This is a genomic window from Okeania sp. SIO2B9, from assembly GCF_010672505.1.
GTDB lineage: Bacteria > Cyanobacteriota > Cyanobacteriia > Cyanobacteriales > Microcoleaceae > Okeania > Okeania hirsuta.
This window is the reverse complement of record NZ_JAAHGK010000320.1, coordinates 1-6,389: the sequence shown is the minus strand read 5'-3', so window position 1 is coordinate 6,389 and position 6,389 is coordinate 1. Positions and strand designations below refer to the sequence as shown.

The following is a 6,389-nucleotide window of genomic DNA, read 5'->3' as shown; positions in this document are numbered from 1 at the left end:
GTATAATTTAAAGTTTATCTCTAATTCTTATTCCCTATTCCCTGTGTTTTAAAAGCATAATTTTTTCTACCTCCAAGACTCGAAAACTTCTTTATTTGCTACAAATATTTGTGATTTTTTACCGAATAATTACGGTATAGTTTATGAATAATCTATAATTTTTATTCATTCCTTGATCCCTGCTACCTATTCCCTAAAAGTATCAAACTTTGTAACTGATCAACTCGAAAACTGCTGTAATTTTTGAAGCTTATCATCAACACAGTATAGGTGTCTAACTTATTTTCAATACCGGAAAATTCTACTTTTAACAGTCGGTCGGCCTCTAAATTTCAATAGTAGAAGCAATAAATGCACCGCGTTCGGCCATTTTATATAATCCGACATGGTGTGATACTTTCTGTGGATGAATAGCAGTTTTTGGTAAACCTTGCTCTGCTGCCATTTCTGCTGTGAGGTCAAAGGTAGCACAACCTTTTTCATATACAGCCACATCTTTTAAAGTAGGCACTAAACCATGATTACGAACCGACAGAATAGTTACAACAAAATCCATCACACAGATATCGGTGCAAATTCCTACCACAACTAAGACTTCCAGTTTGTATTCATTTATCCAGTTTAACAATACATTACGCTGAGTATTAACATCAATAGAACCGATAAATCCATTAATACAATCCTTGGGAACTAATGTTGCGAGGGGATTATCGTGTAACCATTTCAGTTCTGGGACAAGTTCTTCTTCTCCTGTTCCCTTTTCGCAATGAGGTGCATAAGGAGGTTCTGGTTTCCCTGGTTCGTGGGTATCTAAAAATGCTAAAACTGGCCAACCTCGTTCAACAAAAGTTCTCGCTAGGCGATCGCTTTCTGAAATCATTGTAGCAATTTGTTCGTTAGGTTCTTGGGGTGCTAAGGGACCAAACCCAACAGTGCAAAAACCATTAAGTACATCTACTACAATTAATCCGGCAGAGCGATCGGCTATAATATAAGGTCGTGGATCAACAGGTAAAGCAGCTTGAATAGTTGCTAAGGTAGTATCAGGAGTCCCTAGAGTTGTTGTCATTATAATTTACTCAATGAAACAATAGTATAAATAATTTTAGCTAAATTTTATTTATTCAGGACTTACGCAAAGACACTATATATAGCGTATACTAAATATAGTGATCGCCTACAAAATTATAGCTATCGCCCAGCTTTGCTGATTCTATTCCTATTCATAAAAACTTAAACCACCGTCATTTTAATTGTAGGATATTTGAGTTCAGATACTAAATATTTAGATAACAATTGATGTTTCAGTTGATAAATAGTTTTCCCCATTTTTCCAGCTAACTCTTTTAAATGGTTCCAAACCAACATACCACAAGCAATATGGTTTTTCTGAATTCTCGCCCTACGACATTGGCACTGCTCAAGTCCTGTTAATTGCTTAATTTCTCTATGGAACTCTTTTATTTTCCATCTGGTTTGTGACTCAAATTCTACATCATCGCTCTTAAGATTGGCTCAAATCATTAGTAACAATATATTCTGTTCTGTTGGCGGTAACAGTAGCCCAAAATAATTTCACTGTCTTGAGTGCGTCTTACATTCTGAGGAAACCTCAGAATTACGCACTCGCTTTTTTGTCTCGTGGAAAACCTTTTATTTTAATAACTTTTTTTCTGTAAAATAATTGCCCTAGCCTAACATTGTTATTGATATTAGTACCATTTCCGAGAAAAGTCATCATTCAACAATGAATAATGAATAATGAATAATTACCTCTCCATGAATTGAAGAGGATTGACAAATTCATGAAAATTTTTTCTTCACAGGAGTCCATTGGATATGGCGAGGAGACCTCGCCATCCCATCCTAGGTCATGCTGCGCAAACGACCGCTTATTATCCCCTGAAAAGGGGAGGCGCATACCCACAATTTTTCGGTAAAGCAGTTTTCACTCTTTGTGGGGCAATCTTCTTAGAAATATACCTTTCCTTTTATTACCGTCAGTTTCCTTTCCGTGAAATATTTGATCATCAAAAGCTGAACAATTAGCATCTTTTAGTGCAGAGTCTGGTAATTTAGTTAGTGGTTTATATAAGTGATGTTGTTGTCGTTCACGAAAAATAGGCTCATTAGATCGTGCATTAAAAGTTGAATGTATTAAAGAACGAACTTCATGACTATTGTTGCCATCAGAACCATGAAGCGTTTTAGCATGAAAAAATAAAACATCACCAGCGTCCATTTCACAATACACCAATTCATGGTTTTCAAAAGCTTTTTCCATACGAACCGGATCACCAGCCACAGAATTACCTCTAGTCACATCATCTAGCCTAGCCATAACGTGGGAACCACGAAGTATCTGCAAACAACCATTAGAAATATCATTCTTGTCTAGTGCAATAGAACAAGTAATCATATTAGGGTAAAGGCATCCATCCTGATACCATGCAGAGAAATCAGCGTGCCAATCAACTTTACCATCACCAGGTTGCTTGATCACAATTTTTGAGTGCCAGTGGTAACATTCTTCTTCTAATAGTAACTCAATAGCATCAACAATTCTTGCTGTACGAGGCATAATGCCCAAAAAAGTTTCCCCTAAGTCTGTCCAAGCTGAAACTTTCCAACTCTTGCCGTCCTCATATATTACGGCTGTTTGTGAATTTCCCATAGTAGGATCTTTTTTCAGGGCTTCTTGAAGAGGTTTAAGCTCTTGTGCAGAGAACATATTTCTGATGATGATAAAACCATCTTTATGAAAACGAGTAACTTCCTCATCAGTGAGAGGACGAATACTTTTAATTTCTTGATTTGTTTTTACTGTTGTTTGAGCCATTGTTTAAAAAGTTAAATTATATTTACCCATAGAACTTTAGGCGTTGCTGATGCGTTGGTATGATTTGTATTTTTTGGCGATTGCTAAACTATATTAATGACAAATATTTGAGATTCTTCAGTTTTGATTTTCATACCTTGATTCAGCAATACCAATTATAAAGTATAACTTTACTGCTTTGCAACATTCCGGCCAGCTATACGACCAAATACAAGGCAGTCTGTTATGGCTAAGGTACTTAATCTACAAGCACCATGAACACCACCTGTTACTTCTCCAGCCGCATATAAACCCTTAATTGGTTTCTCCTTTGAATTAAGCACCTGTGCATCTGCATTAATTTTGAGTCCACCCATTGTATGATGAACCTTTGGGTATAAACGTACGCCATAAAATGGAGGTTTTAATGGTTTGCTACCTTCAAGAATAGGTTTGCCCAATGCCACATCACACTGAGTCTCAACATAAGTATTGTATTCAAGTAGTGTTTCACATAAAGTCTTAACAGGGATGTTATATGCCTCAGCTAAAGTCTCTAAAGTCTCAAATTTTTTCACAACACCACGCCTCAAAGCACTTTTAATACTTTTTCCAGCTAATTCGACTCCTTGGGCATCTGCAATACCAACACTTGGCTGTGAGAGTTCAAACATGGCATCTGTACAGGTTTTTCTATCTGCTAATTCATTAACAAATCGTTTACCTGTGGCTACATCAACCATAAATCCATATTGGAATACAGCGTAACTCGCAAAAATTGGAGCTGTACCATAAGATTTCTCGTCAGGCGAAGTCCAAGGGGCAAGTTGAATATAGTTTAAATTGACTGTTTGAGCATCTAGTGCTACGGCTTGTAACATTCCTTGGGCAGTAGTGTTAGGTATATTCGTATGATCAACTTCAGCATTGAGACGCTGATCATATTTGATTCTGAATGAAATATCCCCCGAAAAACCACCAGTAGCTAAGACAACTCCTTTTCGGACTTTAATATATTCTAGAGGAAGTGTTGAATTTTTTTGAACAGACTGAATAACCACACCAATGATTTCATTCTTTTCATTGGTAAGGAATTCTCTAAAACTTGTATTAGGCTTAATCTTACCATCTAAGCTTTTGAATTTAGCCAACATGGGTTTAATAATTCCCTTGCCAGAGTCATCACAAGGTGTATAACTACGAGGCATTGAATGCCCACCAAACTGATCTACACGATCTTGAAAACAACATCCAATCTCTTCAACGAGCCATTGAAAAACCTCATTTGCTTGATTAGCCAAGATATTTACTAGCTTTTCATCGCAATAACCACGTCCTGCATTTAACATATCTTGCCTGAGTAAATCAGGAGAATCAATTAATCCATTTTCACCTTGCAAATTTTGATTAACTATTGCTAAAACTCCATCACTAAATAAAGAATTACCACCGCAATGATTTTGCTTTTCTAAAACCATTACGGATGCTCCTACTTCTCTAGCAGAAATGGCGGTGGCTAAACCGGCAAAACCACTACCGATCACAATGACATCTATCTCATTATTCCATCTGTCTCTTTTTAAATTCGTCTGCAACTCTCTTTATTTCAATATACTCACAAACATTTGACGTGGTCCTTCAAAAGACATCCTTCCATGTTGGACTAAGAGATTATCTAAGATTAATACATCTCCTTTTTGCCATTGAATTGAAACAGCACTTAGCCATATTTTTTGGCGGATATGAGCTATTAAATATAGCTCCATACTTATGCAAAACCTCTTCAATCCAAAATTCTGTTTCTTTTACCCATTCTTTTATAGAAATATTTTTAGCAGAAGAATTAGATATTGGTTGTAAAACTAAAGGAAATGTTTCTGTCGGATTTTTGGAAATATGAGATGGCATGGATGGATGATCTGAACCCGGAAGAAAGGAACGATTTGACAATTTTACGGGGACTTGAGAGGATTTAAGTGCGGTAGATGAAACTAAATTTTTCATGTTTATTTTGATTTCCTTTATTAAAGATAATTCTAGATTATTCTTGTCTCAAGAAGGTTGATTCATCAATTCAAGCAGACTGCTTACATTTGATAAACTTATGCAATTCCAAACCATTTCCTCCAAATCAGTTGCTCGTTTTTCTGACAACTCACCTTTGGTTAAAGCTCGAAACTTTTCTTTTAATTCTTCATCCGTGGGTGGCTCAGTTGATGCCCATTTTTCCTCAATATCACCAGAATCATAAGTCATTCCACTGTATGTTTTGATAATTACCCTTGCAAATCGCTGATTGGGATAAATACTGGTAAATTTTTCTTCTTCAATAGTCTCTATACAATCATACAAATGAGCAACAATATCACTTTTAAATGCGGCTTCAAATGTTGTTGCTCTGCCTAATTCACCATAAACGAGTATAGCCGCCACTGCAAATTTGAGGTTAAACTGAGCTTCCTCGGTATTTTTGGGCATAGGCATATTTCTTTCCTTGGTTGCCACAGCAAAAGAATGAACTTTGATAGACGTAATACTTTTAAAATCTTCTTTCAGATTATCTCTAAGTACTAATGCCGCATCCATACCTGCTTGCATCCACCGACAAACGGTATAAGGTTTGTAATAAGATTTAGATAATTGCCAATGTTGTCCTAAATCATCCCAAATATCGGCTACTTCTTTTTCCTCGATATTGAAAGTGGGCGCTCCTGTAAAACCTTGTCTAGCTAACAATGCAGAGGTAACCCCTTCCATTGCTGCCCAACCAGCACCAGTTCTCACCATAGTGGGATAACCAACGGTTTTGGGAATGGGTGCAACAGGGGCTACATATTCAGCTATACCAAGAGCGTGTTCCGTTTGAGAGGGACTCAATGATAACAGACGAGATGCGATCGCCGCACTACCTATAATATTCCAAGTACAAGCGGTATGAGCTTTACTACTATCTCTCTTATTTAAAGCTATTCCTGCTCTGAAAGCTATTTCAAAGCCCATAATCCATGATTTCAAAAGTTCCTTTCCTGTAGCATTGGGGGTAACTGTAGTTAATAAAGTAGCTAATAAAGTAGCCCCAGCTGTACCCCTAGCGAGGGGATGTCCTCCATAAATACCCATAGCATCGGTAGTCATCCCATTAGCAAATACTGCCGCAGGTAGAGATACTTCCCTACCATCAAGCCATAAAAACCCGCCTTTACCACCATAAGTCGCCACTACATATTCATTCACAATGTGGGAAAGTTTGGTGTTGTGACCAATTATTGCCGCTCCCAAAGTATCAATTAAGCTACGAATTCCTTCTCGTTGGATTGCTTCTGGAATATCTTCTAACTTAAGTTGATGAATAAAATTGATTACTTGCATTTTTAATGTCAGAGATTTAAACAGTAACTTCTTGTGGTTGTAAAATTTCTTCTATTGTCTTGTAACGTTTCCAAGGCAATTGTTGTAAAAAATCGATTGTTGTATTCCCATAACGTTCTAACAGAGGGGCTACCCATAATCCTGTAAGATTTTTACTACCTGCGAGGTATTGTAAATATCTTTGTTCAGGTAAAACAGGAAC

At 36.9% G+C, this 6,389-nt stretch carries 7 protein-coding genes and 1 pseudogene; all 8 read right to left on the bottom strand.

From position 1 onward, the window contains the following. Positions 1-325: 325 nt before the first annotated feature. A complete protein-coding gene (locus tag F6K13_RS13220; protein WP_124147806.1) occupies positions 326-1,069 on the bottom strand; it encodes an isochorismatase family protein in 744 nt (247 codons plus the stop codon). A gap of 164 nt (positions 1,070-1,233) precedes the next feature. Further along, positions 1,234-1,579 (bottom strand): annotated as a pseudogene (locus F6K13_RS13215) (IS701 family transposase); the annotation flags it as partial. 369 nt (positions 1,580-1,948) lie between these two features. After that, entirely contained in the window at positions 1,949-2,839 is an 891-nt protein-coding gene (locus F6K13_RS13210; protein WP_124147805.1) for a phytanoyl-CoA dioxygenase family protein, read from the bottom strand. 170 nt (positions 2,840-3,009) lie between these two features. Next, positions 3,010-4,413: a flavocytochrome c gene (locus tag F6K13_RS13205; RefSeq protein WP_287287597.1), complete on the bottom strand. Its 1,404-nt coding sequence runs from the start codon at positions 4,411-4,413 to the stop codon at positions 3,010-3,012. Positions 4,414-4,419: 6 nt separating this feature from the next. After that, on the bottom strand, positions 4,420-4,500 hold the full coding sequence (locus F6K13_RS35140; protein ID WP_353735659.1) for a hypothetical protein: 81 nt from the start codon (positions 4,498-4,500) through the stop codon (positions 4,420-4,422). Further along, complete coding sequence (locus F6K13_RS13200; RefSeq protein WP_240041551.1) at positions 4,490-4,822, bottom strand: hypothetical protein; 333 nt, start codon at positions 4,820-4,822, stop codon at positions 4,490-4,492. Before F6K13_RS13200 ends, F6K13_RS35140 begins: the two co-directional genes overlap by 11 nt. A gap of 48 nt (positions 4,823-4,870) precedes the next feature. Beyond that, on the bottom strand, positions 4,871-6,187 hold the full coding sequence (locus tag F6K13_RS13195) for an MmgE/PrpD family protein (protein ID WP_287287595.1): 1,317 nt from the start codon (positions 6,185-6,187) through the stop codon (positions 4,871-4,873). Positions 6,188-6,203: 16 nt separating this feature from the next. Next, positions 6,204-6,389: hypothetical protein (locus F6K13_RS13190; RefSeq protein ID WP_287287594.1), on the bottom strand; the 186-nt coding region annotated here is incomplete at its 5' end.

Coding starts and splice junctions, on each gene's coding strand:
- F6K13_RS13220 (WP_124147806.1), bottom strand. CDS start 1,069: ATGACAACAACTCTAGGGACTCCTGATACTACCTTAGCAACTATTCAA.
- F6K13_RS13195 (WP_287287595.1), bottom strand. CDS start 6,187: ATGCAAGTAATCAATTTTATTCATCAACTTAAGTTAGAAGATATTCCA.
- F6K13_RS13200 (WP_240041551.1), bottom strand. CDS start 4,822: ATGAAAAATTTAGTTTCATCTACCGCACTTAAATCCTCTCAAGTCCCC.
- F6K13_RS13210 (WP_124147805.1), bottom strand. CDS start 2,839: ATGGCTCAAACAACAGTAAAAACAAATCAAGAAATTAAAAGTATTCGT.